Source organism: Paenibacillus luteus (assembly GCF_006542765.1).
GTDB lineage: Bacteria > Bacillota > Bacilli > Paenibacillales > Paenibacillaceae > Pristimantibacillus > Pristimantibacillus luteus.
Map to the genome: position 1 here is coordinate 15337 of NZ_SKCD01000005.1, position 21302 is coordinate 36638.

A 21302-nucleotide genomic window follows, 5' to 3' on the forward strand; every position below is an offset into this window, starting at 1 on the left:
AAATTATAACAGCTTCATGATTCCCATTACGATTAATAATAGACCTGGCAGCATAGACAAGGCTTGCATGCCCCTCCAAGCTGAGAAACGAAAACCGAACCGAATGCCACCCACTAGAAAAATCGCGCTGGCTGCCATTATCGCAATTGAAGTCAGCAACGAAGGCAAACCGATCATGGCCGCGCCGAGCCCTGCTCCGAAGGCATCAAGCGATAACGCAACGCCGAGCATGACCGCTTCTGAAGCGGAAATCGTACCCGATTTGTCGACGTCAGCCACTTGCGGAGTTCGAAGAATTTGAATGACGAGGCCCAGACGCTTCAGTTCAACCATCACAACTAACGCCGCGGCAGCTATATCTCCGGTTGGCAATTCCCTTTCGACTTCAATTCCTGTACCCGATGGTCCTTGGCTGTCCGTACTCTCTTGATTTTGCCTTCCGCGCCTCCATTGCAATAGCGCCCAGCATCCGATCAGCATAAGTACACAGGCTCCGATTAGCCTCGCCACAAATTCAGAGAGAAAACCGGTCAGCCAGCCGCCAACCTGCATCGATAAGAAAATAATAAGTCCTGAACAGCCCGCGATGATGATGACCGACAGCAATGGAATACGAATTCTTCGTAACCCATACGTAATGCCAACACCAAATCCGTCTAAACTAACGGCAAAAGCAAGAATCAACAGCGAAGCAACATGCGCGAACAATCGTAAAGTCCCTCCCCGCACGGCGGCAGCCCAGCTCACCATTATTGGTGAGTAGTCATTCGCCTATTGTTCGTAACACACTTATCATATGCGGGGAGTATTTGTCTGTGCATGCACAGCTATAAATGCTGATTCAGTCTAGCCATTCGTTGACAACGCCAGCGGCTGGCACTTGCTGCAAATATGGGTGCCTCTGCCGCCAACCACGAATTTGTGTATCGGTCTCTTACAGGTCGGACAAGGCTCGTCCTTCTTACCGTATACGAGCAGCTGATGCTGGAACATGCCCATCTCACCCTGCCCGTTCACATAAGATTTGATTGATGATCCGCCTGCATCTACGGCATTTCCTAGAGTAGTTCGAATCGCTTCGTATAATCGCTTCCATTCCGCTGGTTTAAGCGTATTGGGCGTTCTCTCTGGATGGATCTTCGCTTGAAACAATGCTTCATCCACATAGATATTGCCAAGTCCTACAATATGCTCTTGATTCAGCAGCAAAGGCTTGATCTTAGAAGCACGTTTCTCCAGCTTGCTGCGTAGTGCATCCACGGTAAAGTCAGGCTCCAGCGGTTCAATCCCAAGCTTGTTCAGCGGCGGAAGCTCCAGCTCATGTCCAGTTTGGAACAGGTGCATCGTGCCAAACTGGCGCACATCCTTATAGCGTAGATCCGTACCGTCCTCAAAATGGAAAATCACATGCGTATGCAGCTCGATTGGCTCCTCCGATGGGAATACGCCATACCGTCCCTCCATGCGCAAATGCGAGACAAGCACTAATCCATCCAACATAATTCTCAAAAACTTGCCGCGGCGCTCCACCGTTTGAATGGTATGTCCGACAAGGGCATCCGCGAATTGTTCAGGTTCTGCGGGACGCTGTATAATACGCGGGAGTCTAACGGTAACTGATTGGATTCGTTTGCCCGCTACAAGTTCAATTAACGTTCTTCTTACGGTCTCTACCTCTGGCAATTCAGGCATTTCTCCTCACCTCAATAACCATTATACCTGAAAACGGCCGAAAATGGGCTATTTCGCTTCATACCAATTGTCACCGAAACTCATATCCGCTTTGAGCGGAACATCCAGCTTAAGCGCTCCTGCCATCACTTCCGGCACCAGCGTCTTCATAAGCTCTAGTTCGTCCGCAGGCACCTCGAACACGAGCTCATCGTGTACCTGAAGCAGCATCCGGCTCTTCAGCTTGCGCTCTCGCAGTGCAGCGTCCATATGCACCATAGCCAGCTTGATAATATCCGCCGCAGTCCCTTGAATAGGCGTATTCATTGCCGTACGTTCCGCAAAGGAGCGCAAATTAAAGTTTGAAGCGTTGATGTCGTTCAAATATCTGCGTCGCTCCAGCAGCGTAGCCACATAACCATCTTGGCGTGCTTGCTTCACGATATCGCTCATATATTGACGGACGCCTTTGAATACTTCCTTATAGTCATCAATAAATTTCCCGGCCTCTTTACGCGTAATCCCTAGGTTCTGTGATAGGCCAAAATCGCTAATTCCGTATACGATCCCAAAGTTAACCGCCTTTGCGGAACGGCGCATATTCGAGTCCACTTCCTCGGCAGACACGCCGAACACGTCCATAGCCGTCTTCGTATGAATATCCATGTCGTTGATGAAGGCTTCTTTCATATTCTCATCATCGGCAATATGCGCGAGCACACGAAGCTCAATTTGAGAGTAATCGGCTGCAAGAATGGACCAGCCCGGCTCGGACGGCACGAAAGCTTTACGGATTTGGCGCCCTTCCTCCAGGCGGATCGGAATGTTTTGCAGGTTAGGGAACTGGCTGCTTAGACGGCCCGTAGCCGCAATCGTTTGGCGGTAATAGGTATGCACCTTGCCCGTTTCCTTGCGTACCTCCTTCAGCAGGCCTTCTACATACGTAGACTGCAGCTTGGAGAGCTGGCGGAAATGCAAAATAAGCGGAATGATCTCATGGTATGGAGCGAGCTCTTCAAGCACCTCGGCATCCGTCGAATAGCCGGTCTTTGTTTTCTTCTTGGCCGGCAGACCTAGCTTCTCGAACAGAATCTCGCCAAGCTGCTTTGGAGAACCAATATTAAATTCCGTCCCGGCAAGCTTGTATACGCTGCTTATGATCGTCGTCAGTTGACCCTCCAAATTGCGGCCCAGCGCTTCAAGCTCCTCCGTTTTCACCTTGATGCCGAGAAACTCCATACCGGCAAGAATACGGGACAACGGATGCTCCATGTCAAAATAAAGCTTGCTCATGCCCGTCTTGCTAAGCTCCTCCGTCAACAGAGGAACTAACTGGCGTACGGCTTCGGCCTTCAGTGCCAAATGGCGGTAAAGCGTCTCTGCCTCTGGCACTTTAAACTTCGCGCCTTTGCCATATACCGATTCATCGGAAGGCAGCGCTGCGAGGCCCTGCTTGTCATTAATGCCGCTTAGCGTCTGGCTTGCTTCCGTCGGGTCGAGCAAATAAGCGGCAAGCTGCACATCAAATGCGGCGCCTTCAAAGTTAATTCCGCTCCATCTGAGCGCAAGCTCGACCTTATGCTGGTCAAAGCCATACTTCGGCTTGTCCGCCTGCTCCAGCCAGTTGCGAAGCTTCGCTGCGAAAGGCTCCTTCACAACGGAATAAGGAAGCGCAAATACCTCGTGCTCCGTAGCAATCGCAAGACCGATCAGCTTGGCTTGATGCGGATTCTCGCCTATGGCTTCCACGTACAAGCCGTTTTTGTCCGATTGCCCGAGCAGCTCAATCAGATTATCCAGAACAGCAGCATCCTTGTCCGATTCAATCACATGGATATTCAGCTCCGCAGCCGCAGCCTGCGCCTGCTCCTCCATATCGCCAGCATCATCGCCTAGCTGCAGCCGTTCGATCAGCGATTTGAATTCCAGCTTGCGGAACGCCTCAGCCAGCTTCTTGCCGTCATAGCCATCGTAGCGGATTTCCTCGATGCCCTTCTCCATCGGCACCTCGCGGAAAATCGTCGCCAGACGCTTGCTCATCGTCGCGTCATCCTTGTGATTCTCGATATTTTCCTTGAGTTTTCCTTTCAGCGTGTCAAGGTTGTCCAGGACACTCTCTACCGAGCCATGCTCATGCAGCAGCTTCAGAGCTGTTTTCTCGCCTACGCCCGGAACGCCGGGAATGTTGTCGGACGTATCGCCCATGAGCCCTTTAAGATCAATAATTTGCATCGGCACCAAGCCGTATTTCTCCTGAATCGCCTCTGGCGTATAGAGATCTACCTCGCTGACACCCTTACGGGTAACCGCAATGGTCACCTTATCCGACGCCAGCTGCAGCATATCCTTATCGCCAGTGACGACAAATGTTGGTACGCCCTTCTCGTCCGCAGCTTTGGTCATCGTGCCAATAATATCATCGGCTTCATAGCCGGAAAGCTCATATTGCGAAATGCTGAACGCATTCAGCAAATCCTTAAGAACCGGAAATTGCTCAGACAACTCTGGCGGCGTCTTTTGCCTGCCGCCTTTATATTCGGTATAGCCTTCGTGGCGGAACGTAATTTTGCCAGCATCAAATGCGACAAGCACATGAGTCGGCTTCTCTTGCTCAAGCAGCTTAAGCAGCATGGTCGTAAAACCAAAGATCGCATTCGTGTGCTGCCCCGCCGAATTGGTTAGCGGAGGCATTGCGAAGAATGCGCGGTAAGCAATACTGTTTCCATCAATAAGCATCCATTTTTCCATGGGAATCAACACCTTCTTTATGTAGCATACATACCTCTAAGTATACCACAAAAAGGGCTATTCCCAAGCATCGCCGCCTTAGGAAAGCCCTCTCTCTTCGTCATAGGTCCTTTTACAGGAAAGCCGCAGGCCTGCCGAGCAAATAACCCTGTGCATAAGCAACGCCAAGCTCCCGCACCTTGGCCAGCTCCTCTTCCCGCTCAATCCCTTCCGCAATGATGGCGATGCCCATTTTGGCCGCCAGCTGAATTAAGGTGTACAGGATATGCTCCTTCATCTCATCCAGATCGATGTTTTGAATGATGGACCGATCCACCTTCAAATAATCCGGACGCAGCTCGATGATCGACTGCAGTGACGAGTAGCCTGCCCCCACGTCATCGATCGCGATTTGGTAGCCTTGGCTGCGATAATGCTCCAGCACCTTCTTCACGGACCCAAAATCAGCAATCGAGCTTCGTTCCGTAATTTCAAACACAACATTATGCGGCGACAGCCGGTGCTGCTCAAGCAAGCTGAGCGTCTGCCCAGGCGAGAAATCCGGGTCTTCCATGATTTGCGCCATAACATTGATAAACAGCTTCTGTCCCTGTCTCAGCGGGATGCACCCGTCTATCGCCTTCTCCCTTGCCAGCCTGTCGAGCGAATAGGTCAAGCCTTCTTGCTCTGCAAATTGAAACAGCTCCATTGGTCCCGGAAACCATGTCCGATCCGCAGTCCGAGCTAACGCCTCATATCCGAAAATTTCTCCTTGGCTATGCAGTGATACAATCGGCTGATAGACGGGCTCGATGAGCCTCTCTCCGATCAAGCGGTCCAATGCCCGGCGCATTAGGCTGCGCTTCATCGCTCCGGCGGACTGACCATGCAAAATCGCTTTTTTCATTACCTCATACCAGATTAAGCCATCCGATAGTCCCGCCCCAACTTCAACGACCGCAACGCCTACATGCAGCTTTCCTATGGATAAAGATTCTTTCTCGCTGCCCCATTCTTGCGCAAACTGCTGCTCCCAAGCCTCCGTATGCTTATGCGCAAAGTCCAGCAGCCATTCCTCCAGTTGAACTTGGCTGCCCGCTGGCAGACGCATATGAATGAACAGATCATCCTGCATCCATTGCAGCCCCTCATAAAGCATGGAGCTGTGAAATACAGCTTCTGCTTCACGTTCTGCAAATTGATGCCATCGCTCTTGAAAAGATGCTGTGCTGCTCCTCTGACTAGCAGCCGTGTGGTGCCAAGACAAATAGATCATGCCCAAATGGCCCGAACATTCGTTTTCCGCATCAGTTGTCTGTCCTAACTCCCGAAGTTGTCTCACGTTCACTTTCGTTCCTCTCCATGATGCATTCCTATTATTTGGTCCATGACATAGACGCTTCCTTTTCGGGCCTTTGCTTGTTTCTTCAGCTTGGCTGCAAGGCGAGGAATATCCTCCGCAGCAAGCGGGACTTCCCCATCCCACAGCATAAGCGACAAGGAGAGTGTCACGCCCTCCTGTTCCACGAGATTGCCATGCCGATCCTCAACCGTCGTGACCTCCACGCCGCCATAGAAAGCCTTGATGCCTTCATCGAATCTCTCGATCAGAGTCTGGCATAACAACTCTGCGTATTCCGTGCCCGTAACCGCAATGAAGTCATCTCCACCGATATGCCCGATAAAATCGCCGTTCCCGTCAAACCGCTCACGCTCTCTGCGCAATAAGTCAGCTACGTACCGGATAAGGTCGTCCCCCAGTCCAAAACCAAAGAAATCGTTGTACCATTTAAAATAATCCAAATCCGCATAGATGACAGCAAACGGCTTCTTTAGCGTAATACGCTGCTGCAGCTCATGCTGAATCTCCTCATTGCCAGGCAATCCCGTTAGAGGATTGGCGGTTCGAGCCGCCTCTGTCCGCAGCGTAGTAATGCACTCCAGTATGGAGCGGATGGAAGCCGCGCCGGCCATCTGGCCTTCTTTTGTAATAAGAACGACGTCATAGAGCTGAGAGAAATCCCTTGCCATCGCCAGTTGGGATACATATTCAACAGGAAGCTGCTCGTCAACAATCAGTGGTTGATTATTCATAATCCGATCTACCGGCCTATTCCAGTAAAGCGGCAACCCGAATTGTCCCGCCAGCATTTGATGGAGCTTTTCTTTCATCAATATCCCGATTGGCCGACCTTGGTCAACGATGACCGCACCCTGTGCCTTCGCGTTCGTATCGAACAGGTAAGCGACCTCCGATACTCTAGCCCGTGCTGGAAAAATGGGAAATGGAACGGCCAGCGTACCAATCCTTACACTCTTCCCCTGCAACTGAGGTTCGATCGTCTGCGGTTCAATCGCCTTGCGCATATCGCCATTTTGTCTCCCGATCTCATGATGCTCCGTCCCAATCGGAAGGTTATAGGCGCTCTGCTCCATGGCATCCATTAACATCCGGAAAATAACCGTTTCTGAAGAGCGTCCCGTTGCGGGTGGAAATGCCACCGCCGATCCAAGACTGACCTCCACATCCTTATCTTCACCTGGCTTGCTTGCCGCTTTAGCCCAGGCCGCCCGGAGCTTGCTGTTCAAGCGCTCCTGCGCTTTCTCGATCAGCTTGTCGATGGGCTCATCCTTCGGCTGCCTGGCGAATAAATAAAAATTTTCCCATTCCAACCGCTGGCGCCATGCCATTCTAGGTTCTTCGCTTTCCCAGAGCTGCAGCACAGACTCGGAAGCCGCGTTTCCTATACGGAATCGAACATAAATGACGCCAATGCCGCCGTCATGCCAGTGCTGCTTAATGCTGCGGACCATGTCCCGATTGAATAAACCAACCCCAACCTCATCCATCCGAATCCCCTCGATTGACAATCGTCTATTTCCGTTGCTTTGTGTATAACTTTACCAGCCATTTGTGAAGTAAGATGCATAAAAGCATTAACTTTCGGTAAAATTCGACATTTTCTTAGTTCTTTCGTCATATATAAAAAAGACCATCTAAGTCATTTCTCTTAGATGGTCCTCCATTTGGGCGTTTAATGGTTATACATTCAAATCCGGCCTATTGCCGGTAACGAGGTACACGACGCTCTCGCCGATGTTCGTCGCATGATCGCCAAACCTCTCCAGGTAACGGCCAACGAAGCTGAGCAGCGAAGATTGTGTGATATTACGGGGATTTTCCATCATAAGCGAATACAGCTCACGTGTGATTTGTCCATACAGCGCATCGACCTGATCGTCATCCTTCGCCATCTTATAGGCCAAATCCACATTTTCTTGAATGAATGATTGAATGGATTCATACGTCATCAGCTGTACGATCTCCGCCATGCGCGGCAAATCGATAAGCGGCTTAATGAGCTCCTGCCCTTCGAGGCGCAGCACGACTTTGGCGATATCCACGGACAGATCGCCCATTCGCTCCAAATCACTGGCGATCTTAAATGCGGACAATATCCGGCGCAAATCCTTCGCCACCGGCTGCTGGGTTGCGATCAGTTTCGAGCCGATCTCCGTAATTTTTTCTTCCATTTGATTTAGCGACGGATCATTCACAATTACTTGCTTCGCACGGGCCACATCAACGGATTTTAATGCTTCCATCGATTCAACGAGCGCCTTCTCCACAAAAGTTCCCATATCAATAAGCAAATTATGAAGATGTTCAAGTCCAAGATCAAATTCCTTACGCGTGGTCATCACAGCGGCATTCCTCCTAAAGGTTGGTCAAGCGCGCTTGCATTCTGCTTGCAAGCCTATCATTGCTCATGCGTACATACATGGTTTGAATGCCGTCCTATGATGCCTGAAGTGCGGCTGCTCAGCCGAAGCGTCCGCTAATATAATCCTCGGTGCGCTGATCGGTCGGGTTGGAGAACAGCTTCTCCGTATCCGAATATTCAATCACCTCGCCATTGAGGAAAAATACGGTTTGGTTCGATACGCGCGCAGCCTGGTGCATATTGTGGGTAACCATAACAATGGTGTACTTATCCTTCAGCTCTTGGGCAAGCTCCTCGATTTTCAGCGTGGAAATCGGGTCAAGCGCAGAAGTAGCCTCGTCCATCAGCAAAATATTCGGGTTTACTGCAAGCGCGCGTGCAATACACAGACGCTGCTGCTGTCCACCGGACAGTCCGAACGCGGAACGCTTCAAGTGATCCTTAACCTCTTCCCACAGTACAGCGGACTTCAAGCTGGTTTCAACGATCTCATCGAGCTCGCGCTTACTTGTAATGCCATGCAGGCGGGGGCCGTAAGCTACGTTGTCGTAGATTGATTTCGGGAACGGGTTCGGCTGCTGGAATACCATGCCTACCTTTTTGCGAAGCGTCTCTACGTCAACCTCATTCGAATAGATCTCCGTACCGCCGATTGCTATTCCGCCTTCAATACGTGTGCCGGGAATCATGTCATTCATACGGTTCAGCGTCCGAAGCAGCGTTGATTTGCCACAGCCGGAAGGTCCGATAAATGCCGTGATGGCCTTCTCCGGAATCGTTAGCGATACATCCTTCAAAGCGTGGAAAGCGCCGTAGAACAAATTCAATTTGTTAATATTAATAAGTGCTTCCATTTCGTATTCCTCCTAAAATGTGTGTGCTTCCGCTTGCTATTTTCGTTAAACGTTCTTCTGATACTTGTTGCGAAGCAAAATCGCCGAGAAGTTCATCAGCAGCAGAAGCGCGAGCAACACGATAATACCGCTGGCTGCCAGCTCCTTAAACTCCAGCTGAGGCTTGGAGAGCCAGTTGTACACTTGAATCGGAATTACGGTAAACGAATCCTTGAGGCCATCCGGCAGAAAGGCAACGTAGGTCAAAGCTCCAATCATAACGAGCGGTGCCGTCTCGCCGATTGCGCGCGACATCGCCAGAATGACACCCGTCAATACGCCGGGCAGGGCGGATGGCATAACGGAACGGTAGACCGTTTGCCACTTGGTTGCGCCGAGCGCAAACGAAGCATCGCGGCGTGATTTCGGTACCGCGCGAATCGCTTCCTGCGCCGATACGATAATAATCGGAAGCACAAGCAGCGTCATCGTAAGCGCGCCGGCAATTAGGCTGCGATCAAGCGAGAGAAGACGCACGAATAGCGTTAAGCCCAAGATGCCGTACACGATTGAAGGAACGCCAGCCAGCGTACTGATATTGAGCTGGATGATGCGGGTAATGCGGCCCTTCTTTGCATATTCCTCGAGATAAATCGCTGCTCCGACGCCGAAGATGAAAGAGATTGGCGCCATGATCAGCAACATGTAGATCGTACCGACAAGCGCAGACTTCATCCCCGAGCCATCCGCCTTGCGGGATGGAAAGTTCGTGAATAGGTCCGGCTGCAGGCGGGCAATGCCATCAACCAATATATCTACGATTAACGCGCAAAGCGCGAGAACGCCAATCGAAGTAGCAATGACGAACAAAATATGGAGATACCAATCGGTTTTGCGTCTATTTGCGATTTGCTTGCGGTTCGCATCTTGAAATATGTTCATCCTAGTACTCCTCCCTGAATTTTCTTGCAATGTACTGGGCAAGAATATTGAGCAGGAATGTAATGACGAACAGCGTCATGCCGACCGCAAAGATCGATCCGTACTCAATCGTTCCGTGCGGTGTATCCCCGAGGCTCACCTGTACGATATAAGCCGTCATCGTCTGAATGCTCTCCAGCGGATTAACGGTCATGTTCGGCGTCGAGCCTGCGGCTACCGTTACGATCATCGTCTCCCCGATCGCACGGGAGAACGCTAGCACCGCCGATGCTACGATACCGGAGAACGCAGCGGGCACAACGATTTTCAAAGCAACCTCAAACCTTGTCGCGCCTAGCGCATAAGCGCCGTCCCTCAAGCTGCGCGGTACAGAAGACATCGCATCCTCACTAAGCGAGGAAACCATTGGAATAATCATGATGCCGACAACGATACCGGCACTAAGTGCATTAAATACTCCCGCACTGTGAAAAATACTTTGAATAAGCGGTGTTACTAGGCTAAGCGCAAAGTAGCCGTATACGATGGTCGGAACGCCGGCAAGCACCTCAAGAATCGGCTTAACGATCTTGCGTACCCGCTTTGGCGCATATTCCGATAAGTAAATGGCGCTCGCTAGACCGAGTGGAATAGCGACTAGGCAAGCGATAAACGTAATCATAAGCGTGCCGGAAAGAAGCGGAAGAACGCCGAAGCTTTTTGGCGGGATTAACGGTGACCATTTGGTCCCAAACAAGAAATCAAAAATCGGTATTTTCTGAAAGAATTGATACGTTTCCGAGATGAGTGTGACGACAATTCCTATCGTTGTAAGCACGGAAACCGAAGCGCATAGAAACAACAGGATAGGCATCACTTTATTCATGATGCTTACGCGTTTATTTTTGAAATCATAAATTTCCTTGCTAGCTGTTTGAGCCTTGCTAACCGTTTGTAACCCTTGGCCTGGCATTGCGGCGTCCCCCTTCTTGCCTTTACAATTCGTTTACATATGTGCCGAGAAAAATGTGATGTCCCTCGAGACACCACATTTTTTTCGTCCTGCGTTTTGCTGCTTATTGGATTTTTGCCGCTTCCGTAGCGTATTGCTCATCTGGAAGGGAAACATAACCAACTTCGCCTGCAAATGTTCCAATGTTGTTGATGTAGTATTTTACGAATTCTTTCACTTCAGGACGCTCAAGCTCTTTTTTGTTAACGTAGATGAAGAGCGGACGGGACAATGGAGCGTAGCTGCCATCTTTGATAGTGTCGTAAGTTGGTGTAATCGCGCCTTTGCCTGCTTCTACTGGAACGACTTTCAATTTATCTTGGTTTTCTTCGAAGTAAGCAAAACCGAAGTAGCCAATGCCGTATTTGCTGCCTGCTACGCCTTGTACAAGCGCGTTGTCATCTTCGGAGAAGCTGATCGCTTTATCGTTACGGATACCTGCTTTTTCAAGAATAGCTTCGTTAAAATAGTCGTAAGTTCCGGAGTCAGCGCCTGGCGAGAACATAACGATTGGCTCAGCCGGGAAGGAATCACGAACGTCTTTCCAAGTTGCAACCGTGCTGCCTGTTACGAAAATTTTGTTCAGCTCTTCCACTGTCAAGTGGTCGATGAAGTCATTGTCTTTGCTAACGACTACCGACAGACCGTCGAATGCTACCGAAAGCTCAGTGTACTCGATGCCCGCGGTTTGGCAAGCTGCTGCTTCTTCATCCTTAATTGTTCTGGATGCATCTGCAATTGCGATCTCGCCTGCGCAAAATTGTTTGAAGCCGCCGCCTGTACCCGATACGCCAACAGGAACGCGAACGTCTTTGTGTTCTTTGTTGAATTCTTCCGCAGCTGCTTCCGTTAGAGGGAACACGGTGCTGGAACCGTCAATTTTAATTTCGCCCGACAATTTAACCGCATCATTCGTTGGTGCGTTTGTAGCTGCGTTATTCGTAGAGCCTGTATTTTCTGAGCCTGTATTTCCGCCATTTGTATTATTACCGCATGCAGCCGCAAATGCGAGCAGCACCACCATCGACAACATCAAGATCCCCTTAAAGCCTTTCTTCTTAAACAACTCTACCACTCCTCTTATTTTTCTCTTAGGGTCAGCCCCTGTGCCTCTTATACTACTAGCCGTTTGTAAACCTTGTATTCTGTTTTTGTAAACTCCATGTTAAAAATAAGATTGCTGCAATTTTTTCATTTCTCCCGCGACATGAACCGATTGCTGATGCGCTTGCTCAGATAACGTGCCAATCTCCTTCGCGCTGTTCCGGTTGTCCGCCGCTGCACGGAACAATCGGTTAAATGTCTCAACGGCCTCGTTGACATGCGCTTCGCTAGCTGCCGTCTCGGAGCGTCCAGCATGCGCAAGCGAAGTCGTTTGCGCGATCGCTTCTAGAATCGTTTTGGTCAAAATCGTAATCTCGTTGGCAAACAGCTTCGTTTGGCTAGCCATCTTCATCACTTCGCCTGCGACTACCGCAAATCCGCGCCCGTGCTCCCCTGCGCGGGCTGCTTCAATAGATGCATTCAGCGCAAGCAGGTTGCTTTGCTCCGCAAGCTCTTTAATCGATTGAGATACTTTGCTGATAGAGCCCGCTTCCGCTTGCAGCTCGGTCATCCGATTTTCTTGCTGTTCTGAATGTGCCGCAATTGCGCCAAAGGCCTTTGTCACCTTATCCAGCTCATTCTTACCCGAAAGCGTCAGATCCACCATCTCAACAGATAGCGTCTCGCCCTGCGAGGTTGATTCCCGAACGCTGCTCACGGCTTGTTCAATCTCATTCACGCGCTCCTCCGCTGAACGAATAACGCTCATTTGTGCATCGACAGCCTCCTGCTGCAATAAGCGAGAAAGCTTTAGCATATCGGAGACAGTCAGTACACCTGCTAGCCGTTGATGTAAAGTAACGATTACGCAGTCGTAAAGGACGCTCTCATGGCGGCTTAACGCACTATCGATCAGCTGCTGCGGAGAAAATTCATAATCCACCATCAACGGGCTTGCGTCCATCAGCTTCGTAATCGGCTTATCGTCATAGAGGTCTGCGCTGAAGCGATGGCCGAGCTTCAAGAAGAAGCGGTTACGCATCATGAGGCCAATGGGCTCCCTTTTCTCTCCCGTAACAATCAAGCATTCACAATCCGGATGCTTCTTAAAGACGCCGATCGTTTCCCGGCAGGTTTGCTCTGCTGTAATCGTCGGAACCTGCCGCAAGAAATGCTGCAGCTTTGCCCCCTTGCCAGCTTTAGGCCTATCCTCCATTTGAGCTGCCTCCCCTGGCTTCTCCATAAGGGCTTGTCCATTCATAGCTGATGTTCCAGACGCACTTCTAAGCTCCTGATTGACCTGCTGTAATTTAGCTCCGCTAGACGGTGTGTTTGCTTCAGCATTCTCTTGCTTTGCCATGTCCGTGTTTTTTTCCTTTTCCAGAACAGTCGCTGTCACTCAGCCTCACCCTTCCTTCTTTTTCCTCTTGCAATCACTATAGGTCCGAAGCATCAACAGCAATGTGCAGAATTGTTATCGCAATGTTAAATTCGACAATATTTTATAGGAATTCAGTAAATGAAACCGAAAACAGCAAATCATAGTAGGGCAATCAGTCCTATAGGCGCAAAAAAACCGATTGAGGCGTATCGGAACATACGCTTCAATCGGCTTTTCAGTTTAGAATCAGAAAATGAACGGGAAGTTATTTCATTCCACCAACATAATGATAATCCTTCATTCAATTAATCTTTTTGTTCCTTTGAGATTATGACTGGGATGCGCGTTTCAGAATACGGACGCTGTACGCAGCAAGGTCAATGCTTTCTGCTACCGCAACGCTCGTCAATAAATCCGTATAGCTGCGTCCGTCAAGTTTGAGGGCAATCTCATTTCCTGTAAAGTTGGATACAAACACAAAATCACTAGTGCCATCCGTACGCAGTTGAGCGGTTACGCCATCCGGCAAATCGGTTTCCACTACACGCTTAATGCCCTCTTGCTTCACCAAGGCGGATAGGAAATCATTCGTGAACACGGCATCGTTGCGGGAAGCTACATAATACGCTTTGCCTTCGCCCAACTTGTTAACCGTCAATGCAGGGCGGCCTGCATAGAAATCCTCGCCATAAACCGCAAGTGCCTCCGCGCCTTCAAGATGGATAAGATCGCATAGCTCGCGCGCCGTATATTCGCCGCCAAGCCCCAATGAATTGCCGTCGTGCATAACGACGCGATTCGTATCGTGGTCATGCAGCGAATCCATTTCCTCCGACCAGATGCCAAGCGTCTTGCGAAGCGGCCCTGGGAAACCATTCAGGAAGCAGAGGTCTTTGTCATCCACAATGCCTGTCCAGTAGGTCGCTACAAATGTCCCGCCATTTTCGACAAAACGCTCGATACGCTCGCCTACGCCCGGACGAACCATATAAAGCATCGGAGCCACGAGCAGCTTGTATTGATCAAACTCACATTCCGAATCAATAATATCAACCGGAACGCCAAGATCCCAGAACGGACGGTAGTGGCGTTTGACCGTTTCTTCATAATGAAGGCCGCCGTTGCGAGGGCCTTGCGAGTCCTTCACTGCCCAACGGTTCTCCCAGTCGTGAATGATAGCAACCTCCGGCTTCACGGTTGTGCCAACGACTTCGGTTAGCTTCTCAAGCGCGGAACCCAGCTCCGCTACGTCGCGGAATACGCGTGTATTCTCATGGCCGACATGGTCTACGACCGCGCCGTGCAGCTTTTCGCTGGAGCCTCTGCTCTTGCGCCACTGGAAGTATTGCACCGTGTCGGAACCATGTGCTACCGCTTGCATTGAAGAAAGCATGTGCATGCCTGGGCGCTTCAGCTTGCTGACCTGCTGCCAGTTCGTCATGCTAGGCGTGCTCTCCATTAGCATGAACGGCTTGCCGCCGCCAAGCGAACGGAACACATCATGGTTGAATCCGATCCAGGCAGCAAGCTCGCTGTCGTCTAAGCCGTTATCATGCCAGGTTGGATAGGCATCCCATGAAATGACATCAAGCAGCTCGGTGAACTTCCAATAGTTGATTGGCTCATAATCAAGCATAAAGTTTGTCGTAATCGGAAGCTCACTGTTCGCTGCGCGAAGCGGCTCAATTTCCTTGGTGCAGAAATCAACCGTTTGATCCGTAACGAATCTTTTCCAATCTACATTCTGGCAATGAACTGCATTCTCGCCGCGAGCCGTCGGTGATTCAATCTGGCTCCAATCCGTATACGTGTGGCTCCAGAAAGTCGTCCACCATGCATCGTTCAGCGCATCGATCGTTTGGTATTTATTTTTCAGCCAGTCGCGGAAAGCTTCTTCACAATAAGAACAATGGCATTCGCCGTTAAGCTCATTTGAAATATGCCAGCCAATCACAGCAGGATGCTGCGAATAACGTTCCGCCAGCTTCGTATTCATAATCTTTACTTTCTCACGGTAGACCGGAGAACTGAAACAGTGATTATGACGGGAACCATGCAGATGACGAATGCCGTTAGGCGCTACGCGCAGCACTTCCGGATATTTCTGTGACATCCACACTGGGCGTGCTCCGCTTGGCGTAGCGAGCAGCGCGTAGATGCCGTTAGCGGCAAATTTATCAAGCAGCGTGTCAAGCCAGTCAAATGTAAATAAGCCTTCCTCTGGCTCAAGCGCCATCCATGCGAAAATACCAACGGCCATCACGTTGCAATGCGCTAGCTTCATTAGGCGGATATCTTCCTCCAGCACCTCCGGATACTTCTGCCATTGGTCTGGATTATAATCTGCACCGTGCAGCATTTGCGGTATTTTTCCACTAATCGGGGGGAATTTCAAGCTCATTTCAACAACCTCCAGTTTCATCTTGTATGCAGCCTTCATTGGTTATACTATAATGATATTCATATTATAACTCGTTCATGTGATCAACAATATAATAGTATTTTCGCATATCTTTAAAAATATGAAACAGGAGGTTATCGCTATCGACACCATGGTATTTCCCACGCTAAGTGAGACGGACACGGCTTTGCCGGTTTATTTGACAAGCATCGGACATTGGAGCAACCAAGAGTCGATTGACCGGCCAGGCGGGTATCCTCATTTTCAATGGCTTCAGGTGCTGGCTGGTGCTGGCGAGCTTCGTATAGGGGACCAGAAAATGACCGTCCGGGCTGGACAAGGCTTCTGCCTTTTTCCAAACGAGCAGCATGAATATTATTCCACCCAGGAGCCTTGGGAGATTATTTGGATGAGCTTTAGAGGGGATCTGACCGAAACGCTGTTCCAGCAAGCTGGCATTACGCAATCGGGTGTTTATTCCACGGCTGATCATGATATGATTGTTACCCATATGAAAAATATCTATGCGATGACGCAATCCGGCCGATCCTTTCTCGGACTCGAATGCTCGAAGCTGGTTTACATGTTTTTGCTCGATTTGATGAAGGTTATTCTTGTCAGCTCACATTCCGTGGAGCAAAATTATTTGAAGCTGCAGCCTGTCCTTCATTATATAGAAGCCCATTATCATGGGCTTATTACAATTAAGGACCTCGCCGCATGCATCGATGTGACACCGCAATATTTATGTTTGCTGTTCAAGAAGGCTTTGAAGATGAGGCCAATGGCGTATGTGAACCGTGAGCGGGTCAATCGCAGCAAGGAACTCATGTTCCGCGAGAGCGACATCCGCATGCATGAAATCGCCCATCGCGTCGGCTTCGACTCGCCCAGCTATTTCAGCTCCGTCTTCCGGCAGCTTGAAGGGCTCAGCCCTGAACAGTTCAAGAAGATACACGGCATGCGCTAACAGTTGTGTGACGTGCGATTACAGACTGCTAACTATATAGATGAATGAAAAATTACGTTTGGTCGCTGTGCGAATAGATCATTCTTACGATTGCGGCTGCAGCCCAATAGCCACACTTGCGAAACCGACGACTTAGCACATACGAACTCTGATCCACTAATTGCAGCTCTCTTCGCATTCACACACGCAACTGAACCTAAATAATAGCTACATAACAGGAGGTTATTCATACGATGACACCTAAAAATCTCATTTTTAGTGAAATCGATCAATACGCCGAAGCTTTCCGCATGATCTCACGTGAGGTGGGCAGCCGACCGGAGCTAGGGCATGAAGAGTTTTTCGCTTCACAGCTGTTATGTACGGAGCTGGTCAAATACGGCTTCGAGGTAACACGCGGCATTTTGGACATCGAGACCTCCTTCATCGCCGTTTATGACACAGGCAAGGCCGGTCCCACCGTTGGACTCTTATGTGAATATGACGCGCTCCCGGAAATCGGACATGCCTGTGGGCATCATTTGATCTGCTCGATGAGTGCAGCCGCGGCTGTCGGACTGAAGGCTGCGCTGCAAGGCAGCGGTCTTGGCGGGAAAATCCGCATCTATGGCACGCCTGCGGAAGAAACACGCGGCGCCAAAGTTCCAATGGCTGCGGCAGGGTTATTTGACGATTGCGATTTTGCGCTCATGGCGCATCCTTATCATACCTATGAGCGTTCTGGAGAATCGCTTGCACTCGATGCGCTGCAGTTCGAGTATACGGGACTGGCCACGCATGCGGCCGCTAGCCCCTATGAAGGCATAAATGCGCTCGACGCGGTGCTCCAGTTGTTCAACAGCGTGAACGCACTTCGTCAGCAGACGCGCAGCGACGCCCGCATTCACGGCATTATCGACAATGGGGGCAAAGCGCCAAACATTATTCCCGACTATGCATCGGCAAAGTTTTATGTCCGTTCCGCTTCCCGTACCTACACGAACGAGCTTACCGCTAAGGTACTGCGCTGCGCTGAAGGAGCTGCTTTGCAAACCGGATGTACACTGACGTCCAACCATTTCGAATTTTCATATGATGAGTTGTTAACTAATGAGGCTTTATCCGAGCAATTCAATGCGAATCTTATCGAAGCTGGCATCAAACCGGAGCAAATTGAAGTAGGCAAAGACCATGGCTCGCTAGATCTTGGCAATGTATCCGTCCGTTGCCCGGCCATCCATCCCTTCGTCAAGGTGGTACAAGATCGATTGCTGCTCCATACCGAAGCGTTCCGCGATGCGGCAATGACTGATTACGCGCTGGACGGCATGCTCTTCGGCGCCAAGATGCTCGCCGCAACGGCTTATGACGTCTTTGCCGATCCAAATCTGCTGGCCCGTATCCGAACGGAGTTTGAACAGCAAATCAAGTCTAGCTAGCGACCGTTCACACGCTCAAACAAGGGGGCAGCCACCATGGAAAAAAGTATCATCAACAGCCATGAAATTACGCAAATCTGTTTGCTCGCGGGGAAAATCATTTTGCAAAACGGCGGTGAAACCTACCGAGTCGAGGATACGATGGTACGCATAGCTGCAGCGTACGGCATCGAAAATTCGCACAGCTTCGTTACGCCAACAGGGATTATATTCGCCATTGACGGCTCGTCGCAAATGACTAGGCTTATCCGAATTTCCGAACGCTCGACTAATTTGCTCAAAGTCTCCTTAGTGAACGATATCTCCCGCAAAATAAGCACAGGCAAACTTGCGGCAGGCGAAGCCCACCGACTGCTGCAGGAAATTGATACGAATGCATTCGTTTATCCTGTTTTGCTAAAAGTCATCGCGGCCGCTATCGCCAGTGGCTGCTTTCTCATCATGTTTCAAGGAAGCTGGCGCGACTTCCTGCCGGTACTGTTCATAGGTGGGACGGGCTTCCTATTTTTAATGCAGTTGCACCGAATTGTGCCGATTAAATTTTTCGCTGAATTCATAACCGCCTTGCTTATCGGTACGTTATCCGTCCTATTTGTACATAAAGGCTTAGGTGTCGATCTCGACAAAATTATAATCGGTTCGGTCATGCCGCTCGTCCCCGGTCTCCATATTACGGCTGCAGTGAGAGACTTAATGGCTGGACATCTCGTATCGGGACTGTCCAAGGGAGCCGAAGCCTTCCTCACTGCCTTCGCGATTGGTGCCGGCATCGCTGCCGTGCTTTCCTTCTATTAAACAGATCGGAGGTGCATCGCCTTGATGATGCTGGAACAGCTATTCACAAGCTTTATAGCGTCGGCAGCCTTCGGCCTCATCTTTAATGTGCCGAAGCGGACACTCGCCCACTGCGGGGCTGTAGGCATGATCGGTTGGCTGATCTATATTTCCTGTACCCAATTGGAGCTCGATGCCATACCCGCTACACTGATCGCCGCTTTTGTCGTGACCGTCATTAGCCAGCTCTTCTCAAAGCTCTACAAAACACCCATTATCGTCTTTAGTGTATCAGGCATCATCCCGCTCGTTCCGGGCGGACTTGCCTATGACGCGATGAGAAATGTTGTGCTTGATCATTATGATATTGCGGTGCAGCTAGCCGTCAAAGCGTTTATGATCTCGGGAGCAATCGCCATCGGCCTTGTTTTCTCTGAGGTAATCAATCAAATCATTCGAAAATCAGAACGATAGCTGCTGGAATCAACGGTATTGGGACCAATGAAATGAAGCGAGGAGGATCCTTCATGCATGACATATTCATGCCAAACGGAGAAATAGACAAAGCGAAAATATGGCGCAGAGAACCCTTGTATAGAGGAATGAACGGCAGCGTGGTCCAACGTATTTATATGACCCCATCGGCTACCGCTATATTCAAACCGCTGACGAATAACGAGCAGCTCGGAAAAGAGGTCTGGGTCTACGAAAATATCCTGCCTGCTCTCCCACCCGTATTTCCACAACTGCTTGCCCATTCTCAGCCAGCCTGCTCATCAACCCCATGGTTGCTGTTAGAAGACTTCGGATCGCTGAACCATGTTTTTGATGAAAAGACCGCATCCGCCTTGCTGGGTCATGTCGCGCAATGGCATGCACTGCCCACCTGTCATTTGCATCACGCCCCGCTTCGCGGACCAAAGCCTTATGCCGATACGCTTCAAGTCGAGCTGTTTCCCTCTGGTACGCCAATGGATAAGCTTGCGGAGCAATGGCCCAGTATCCCTACCGCTATCCTCCATGACATGCTAAGGCAGCTACGGGATGCAAGCTTTTCGCTGAATGAGCCCGTACTCTCGCATGGCGACCTTCATCTAGGCAATTACGCGCTTGTTGGCGGACAAGTGAAGGTGCTGGACTGGGAGCATGCCCATTTCAACAGCCGATACTGGGATTTGTATCATATTATCGATCTTTCCCACCCGACATTTCCGAAAGAAATGACCATCGCCGTGCGTGAACGGCTGCTTGACCGCTATTTGCTGCTCACTCAGCCTAACCATACTCCTGCGGCTGCTGCTTCTTTCAAGCGCGGCTATTATTTATATTCATCCCTTTTCTCACTTTGGATGCTGAAGCTCATTGCTAATGACATTCGAATGGATAAAGGCATCTGGCCGTTAGACCATTTGAAGAAGCAGCTTCATGAAGCCGAAGCCAACCTCAAGCAATGCGTGGTGAGCTTCATGCAAATTTATTCCTGAATGGCATATCTCTCCCGCAGCACTTTGGCCATTGCCAAGATCTGTTCGTGGGTCGGCAGCACAAGCTTCTCTTGCGCCGCTGCCAGTCCATCCTCCGTTTGCTGCGATGTGATGACCTGTTTGACGGCCCGGACGAAAGCCTGTCCCGCGGCTTCCCCAAGATTGGTCAGCTCCTGCAGGCTGGCCGTGCTCTCATTGGTCACGGCCGGATAATCCAAGGTGTCTGCCCCATGACCCGCTTTCTCATAAAACTCCCGCACCTGTTTTGTCCGCTCTTGGCCTGTGCCCTCAGCCACAATAAAGGCTTGCACAATAAAAGCATGGGTCTGGCGCCGCTGCGCGATGCCGCAAAACTTATAGCCGTTTATGCTCAAATCATATTCACCCGGGCAGTACGCTCCCCGAATTTCCCCTTTACCAACCTGGCAGCCCGTTTCCTTCAAAGCCTCGCTGATCAGCCCGTACATCCGTTCAAAGTCGTTGTGAAAATGAAACGAGTCCACCGAAGGCTTCCGCATAATTAACGAGATATTGATTACGCCAAGATCCAGCGGCACCGCAGCCCCCCCTGAATTGCGCACCGCTGTCGACCAGCCCTGTGATTGAAGGCAGCGTTCCGCCTCGGCCGCTCCCGGTAGGCGGCTATCCTTTAAACCCATAACAAAACCGCGAGGATGTCGCCAAATATGGCAAATCGACGGCCCACCTTTTCCCGTGCTTCTGCAAAGCAGCTCATCCAGCGCAAAAGCATACAGCATGTCCGGCTCCGCCAGCTCATGCGTCCGATCGAGAAGCAGGATATCAGCCAGTCCAAGATCCTTCAATGCTTGATTGTCCATCATTTTCCCTCCAGCCCTCTCCTGCTGACCTGCCGCATATTGTTCTGTGTTTTATTTTAACGGTTCGTAAGCAACTGTGCATCATCTTCCCTCACATTTGGC

Annotated in this window: 18 protein-coding genes; 5 read left to right on the plus strand and 13 right to left on the minus strand. The window is 50.4% G+C overall.

Annotated elements, in window-relative coordinates:
- Window positions 1-3 precede the first annotated feature (3 nt).
- From ytaF to E0496_RS03575, 12 genes are all read right to left on the minus strand, one after another.
- Window positions 4-708 carry a sporulation membrane protein YtaF gene (gene ytaF / locus E0496_RS03520; RefSeq protein WP_241674556.1) on the minus strand — a complete coding sequence of 235 codons (705 nt, stop codon included), beginning with the start codon at window positions 706-708 and terminating at the stop codon, window positions 4-6.
- Window positions 709-846: 138 nt separating this feature from the next.
- Window positions 847-1692: a DNA-formamidopyrimidine glycosylase gene (gene mutM / locus E0496_RS03525; protein WP_141500299.1), complete on the minus strand. Its 846-nt coding sequence runs from the start codon at window positions 1690-1692 to the stop codon at window positions 847-849.
- Between the two features lie 48 nt (window positions 1693-1740).
- Window positions 1741-4419, minus strand: coding sequence for a DNA polymerase I (gene polA, locus E0496_RS03530; protein WP_141500300.1), 2679 nt, complete (start codon window positions 4417-4419; stop codon window positions 1741-1743).
- Between the two features lie 112 nt (window positions 4420-4531).
- Window positions 4532-5746 (minus strand): EAL domain-containing protein, encoded by a 1215-nt coding sequence (locus tag E0496_RS03535; protein ID WP_141500301.1) that lies wholly within the window; start codon window positions 5744-5746, stop codon window positions 4532-4534.
- Window positions 5743-7248 (minus strand): GGDEF domain-containing protein, encoded by a 1506-nt coding sequence (locus E0496_RS03540; protein ID WP_141500302.1) that lies wholly within the window; start codon window positions 7246-7248, stop codon window positions 5743-5745. Before E0496_RS03540 ends, E0496_RS03535 begins: the two co-directional genes overlap by 4 nt.
- A gap of 192 nt (window positions 7249-7440) precedes the next feature.
- Window positions 7441-8100: a phosphate signaling complex protein PhoU gene (phoU, locus tag E0496_RS03545; protein WP_139995601.1), complete on the minus strand. Its 660-nt coding sequence runs from the start codon at window positions 8098-8100 to the stop codon at window positions 7441-7443.
- 121 nt (window positions 8101-8221) lie between these two features.
- Entirely contained in the window at window positions 8222-8977 is a 756-nt protein-coding gene (gene pstB, locus E0496_RS03550) for a phosphate ABC transporter ATP-binding protein PstB (RefSeq protein WP_138755402.1), read from the minus strand.
- Window positions 8978-9022: 45 nt separating this feature from the next.
- A complete protein-coding gene (gene pstA / locus E0496_RS03555; RefSeq protein WP_141500303.1) occupies window positions 9023-9898 on the minus strand; it encodes a phosphate ABC transporter permease PstA in 876 nt (291 codons plus the stop codon).
- A gap of 1 nt (window position 9899) precedes the next feature.
- A complete protein-coding gene (gene pstC / locus E0496_RS03560) occupies window positions 9900-10763 on the minus strand; it encodes a phosphate ABC transporter permease subunit PstC (RefSeq protein ID WP_241674566.1) in 864 nt (287 codons plus the stop codon).
- A gap of 190 nt (window positions 10764-10953) precedes the next feature.
- On the minus strand, window positions 10954-11955 hold the full coding sequence (locus E0496_RS03565; RefSeq protein ID WP_139995325.1) for a PstS family phosphate ABC transporter substrate-binding protein: 1002 nt from the start codon (window positions 11953-11955) through the stop codon (window positions 10954-10956).
- 99 nt (window positions 11956-12054) lie between these two features.
- Window positions 12055-13332 carry a methyl-accepting chemotaxis protein gene (locus tag E0496_RS03570; protein WP_161601294.1) on the minus strand — a complete coding sequence of 426 codons (1278 nt, stop codon included), beginning with the start codon at window positions 13330-13332 and terminating at the stop codon, window positions 12055-12057.
- Window positions 13333-13642: 310 nt separating this feature from the next.
- On the minus strand, window positions 13643-15715 hold the full coding sequence (locus E0496_RS03575; protein ID WP_141500305.1) for a beta-galactosidase: 2073 nt from the start codon (window positions 15713-15715) through the stop codon (window positions 13643-13645).
- Window positions 15716-15836: 121 nt separating this feature from the next.
- On the opposite strand from E0496_RS03575, the gene E0496_RS03580 reads away from it, so the two are divergent.
- The 5 genes from E0496_RS03580 (at window position 15837) to E0496_RS03600 (ending at window position 20361) form a co-directional block, all read left to right on the plus strand.
- A complete protein-coding gene (locus E0496_RS03580; protein ID WP_141500306.1) occupies window positions 15837-16685 on the plus strand; it encodes an AraC family transcriptional regulator in 849 nt (282 codons plus the stop codon).
- 233 nt (window positions 16686-16918) lie between these two features.
- Window positions 16919-18103 (plus strand): M20 family metallopeptidase, encoded by a 1185-nt coding sequence (locus E0496_RS03585; protein WP_141500307.1) that lies wholly within the window; start codon window positions 16919-16921, stop codon window positions 18101-18103.
- Between the two features lie 36 nt (window positions 18104-18139).
- Window positions 18140-18898, plus strand: coding sequence for a threonine/serine exporter family protein (locus E0496_RS03590; protein WP_141500308.1), 759 nt, complete (start codon window positions 18140-18142; stop codon window positions 18896-18898).
- Between the two features lie 24 nt (window positions 18899-18922).
- On the plus strand, window positions 18923-19351 hold the full coding sequence (locus tag E0496_RS03595; RefSeq protein WP_141500413.1) for a threonine/serine exporter family protein: 429 nt from the start codon (window positions 18923-18925) through the stop codon (window positions 19349-19351).
- A 53-nt stretch (window positions 19352-19404) separates the two neighbouring features.
- Complete coding sequence (locus tag E0496_RS03600) at window positions 19405-20361, plus strand: phosphotransferase family protein (protein ID WP_161601295.1); 957 nt, start codon at window positions 19405-19407, stop codon at window positions 20359-20361.
- Here E0496_RS03600 and E0496_RS03605 read toward each other — a convergent pair.
- Entirely contained in the window at window positions 20352-21200 is an 849-nt protein-coding gene (locus E0496_RS03605; RefSeq protein WP_141500414.1) for a lipoate--protein ligase family protein, read from the minus strand. The genes E0496_RS03600 and E0496_RS03605 overlap by 10 nt on opposite strands.
- Window positions 21201-21302: the final 102 nt, after the last annotated feature.

Excerpts from the sequence above, each read along its gene's own strand:
- phoU (WP_139995601.1), bottom strand. The coding sequence starts at position 8,100 with ATGACCACGCGTAAGGAATTTGATCTTGGACTTGAACATCTTCATAAT.
- E0496_RS03575 (WP_141500305.1), bottom strand. The coding sequence starts at position 15,715 with ATGAGCTTGAAATTCCCCCCGATTAGTGGAAAAATACCGCAAATGCTG.
- E0496_RS03595 (WP_141500413.1), top strand. The coding sequence starts at position 18,923 with ATGATGCTGGAACAGCTATTCACAAGCTTTATAGCGTCGGCAGCCTTC.
- E0496_RS03580 (WP_141500306.1), top strand. The coding sequence starts at position 15,837 with ATGAAACAGGAGGTTATCGCTATCGACACCATGGTATTTCCCACGCTA.
- mutM (WP_141500299.1), bottom strand. The coding sequence starts at position 1,692 with ATGCCTGAATTGCCAGAGGTAGAGACCGTAAGAAGAACGTTAATTGAA.
- pstB (WP_138755402.1), bottom strand. The coding sequence starts at position 8,977 with ATGGAAGCACTTATTAATATTAACAAATTGAATTTGTTCTACGGCGCT.
- pstC (WP_241674566.1), bottom strand. The coding sequence starts at position 10,763 with ATGAATAAAGTGATGCCTATCCTGTTGTTTCTATGCGCTTCGGTTTCC.
- polA (WP_141500300.1), bottom strand. The coding sequence starts at position 4,419 with ATGGAAAAATGGATGCTTATTGATGGAAACAGTATTGCTTACCGCGCA.
- E0496_RS03585 (WP_141500307.1), top strand. The coding sequence starts at position 16,919 with ATGACACCTAAAAATCTCATTTTTAGTGAAATCGATCAATACGCCGAA.
- E0496_RS03590 (WP_141500308.1), top strand. The coding sequence starts at position 18,140 with ATGGAAAAAAGTATCATCAACAGCCATGAAATTACGCAAATCTGTTTG.
- E0496_RS03540 (WP_141500302.1), bottom strand. The coding sequence starts at position 7,248 with ATGGATGAGGTTGGGGTTGGTTTATTCAATCGGGACATGGTCCGCAGC.
- E0496_RS03605 (WP_141500414.1), bottom strand. The coding sequence starts at position 21,200 with ATGGACAATCAAGCATTGAAGGATCTTGGACTGGCTGATATCCTGCTT.
- E0496_RS03600 (WP_161601295.1), top strand. The coding sequence starts at position 19,405 with ATGCATGACATATTCATGCCAAACGGAGAAATAGACAAAGCGAAAATA.
- pstA (WP_141500303.1), bottom strand. The coding sequence starts at position 9,898 with ATGAACATATTTCAAGATGCGAACCGCAAGCAAATCGCAAATAGACGC.